The sequence below is a fragment of the Cryobacterium sp. RTC2.1 genome (assembly GCF_035018685.1).
Classification (GTDB): Bacteria; Actinomycetota; Actinomycetes; order Actinomycetales; family Microbacteriaceae; genus Cryobacterium; species Cryobacterium glucosi.
Map to the genome: position 1 here is coordinate 1 of NZ_JASJXJ010000268.1, position 2,260 is coordinate 2,260.

The window sequence follows — 2,260 nt, forward strand, 5'->3', positions numbered from 1 at the left end:
GCCCGGGGCGACCCGCGGCGGCTCCCGCCTTGCCAGAGGCTCCGGCAGCGGATGTCGCACCCGAGCCGTTCTTCGCCGCTGCCGCCGCAGCGGCAGCGGCCTGGATCTCGAGAGCAGAGGTCGCCGGGGCGAGCGGGCGCCGGGGGATCGGGCGCGGGCGCACCGGCTCGCCGCGACGGTCCTGGCCCGGGATCGGGCGGGACCGGCGGCCGTAGATGAGTTCGGAGGAGTCGAGCAGCCAGGGCACGAGCGCGATCGTGACACCGTGCACGAGCATCAGCTTCTGGCGGAGGCGACGGGCCTTGTGGTTGTGCAGCAGGTTCTCCCACCAGTGCCCGACGATGTAGATCGGGGTGTAGATGGTGACGACCTCGGAGCCGTGCGCGGCGCGGCGCTCCTTGATATAGCTGATCAACGGCCAGCTGATGTCCCGGTACGGAGACTCGACGATGCGCAGCGGCACCTGGATGTTCTGCCGGACCCAGTCGCGCTGCAACTGTTTGGTCTCTTCTTCGTCGATCGAGATGTGCACGGCCTCGATGCCCTCGTGCCGGGCGGCGATCGCGTAGTCGAGTGCCTTGAGCACGGGCTTCTGCATCTTGCCGACGAGCACGATCGCGTGGTCACCGGTGGAGCCGAAGGTCGTGTCAGGGTCGACTTCGATCTCCTTGGCGACGTCCCGGTAGTAGCGGTTCACGCCGAGCATCAGGGTGAACAGAACCGGCATCATCACGAAGACGAGCCAGGCGCCGTGGGTGAACTTGGTGATCGTCACGACGATGAGCACCACGCCGGTCAGGGCGGCGCCGAAGCCGTTGATCGAGAGGCTCGTGATGATCGAGGCCCGGTTCGGCGGGTTCGTCTTGAGCAGGGTGAGCCAGTGCTTGACCATGCCGGTCTGGCCGAGGGTGAAGGATACGAAGACGCCGATGATGTACAGCTGGATCAGCACCGTCAGGTTGGCCTGGAAGACGACCAGGATCAGGCAGGCGAAGAGGGCGAGGAGTACGACGCCGTTCGAGTAGATCAGCCGGTCGCCACGGGTGCTGAGCGACTTCGGTGCGTAGGAGTCCTTCGCGAGCACCGAGCCGAGCAGCGGGAAGCCGTTGAACGCCGTGTTCGCGGCGAGCAGCAGCACGGCGGCGGTCGCGGCCTGCAGCACGAAGAACATGATCGAGTTGTTCCCGAAGGTCGCCGCGGCGATCTGGGCGATCAGGCTTCGCTGCGGCGACGTGGCGCACTCGGCCCAGCCGATCAGGTCGCAGGGGTTCTCCGCGTAGTGCACCTTCGCGATCAGCGCGAGGGTCGTGAGGCCGATGAACATCACGATCGCGATGCCGCCCATCAGCACGAGGGTGCGCTGGGCGTTCTTGACCTTCGGGTGTTTGAAGGCCGGAACACCGTTGGCGATCGCTTCGACGCCGGTCAGGGCGGAGCATCCGCTCGCGAAGGAGCGCAACAGCAGCAGGATGAACGCCGACTGGGCAAGGTTTTCGGCGTGCACGCCGTAGCTCGCGGACTCCGCGACGGGCGCATCACCGAAGATGACCCGCACGAGGCCGACGACGACCATCAGGATCACGCTCGCGATGAACAGGTAGGTCGGGAAGGCGAAGGCCTTGCTCGACTCGCGCACGCCGCGCAGGTTGACGGCGGCGAGCATCACGACGAAGAAGACGGCGAGTTCGACCCGGAAGTTCACGAGTTGCGGCACGGCCGAGATGATGTTGTCCACGCCGCTCGCGACCGAGACGACGACGGTCATCACGTAGTCGACGAGCAGGGCGGATGCGACGAGCAGGCCTGCGCGTTCGCCGAGGTTCTTGGAGGCGACCTCGTAGTCCCCGCCACCGGAGGGGTACGCCTTGATCAGCTGCCGGTAGGACGCGACGACGACGACCAGCAGGAGCACGACGCAGGCCGCGACCCAGGGCGCGAAGCTCAGGAAGGCGAGCCCGCCGAGGGTCAGGATCATCAGGAGTTCCTGCGGGGCGTACGCGACGCTCGACAGCGGGTCGCTCGCGAAGATCGGCAGGGCGAGGTGCTTGGGCAGCAGCTGACCCTCGAGATGCTCGGTCGAGAGTGGTTCGCCGATGATCCACCGCTTCGCGGAGCGAGTTTCTGGCGCTTGGGAGCCGTCTGGTGTCACGAGGGATGACACTACTCCGTTGGACACGACTGTCAAACTTCCGGGAATAAGCCGAGCCGCCCGCGAGTTGGGTTACCCCCGCTTCCCGCACCCCGCGCATCCCCACCTTCC

Annotated in this window: 1 protein-coding gene; it reads right to left on the reverse strand. The window is 66.7% G+C overall.

The features are described 5' to 3' along the window. Positions 1 to 2,149: APC family permease (locus QN357_RS18710; RefSeq protein WP_323505364.1), on the reverse strand; the 2,149-nt coding region annotated here is incomplete at its 3' end. Between the last annotated feature and the right edge of the window lie 111 nt (positions 2,150 to 2,260).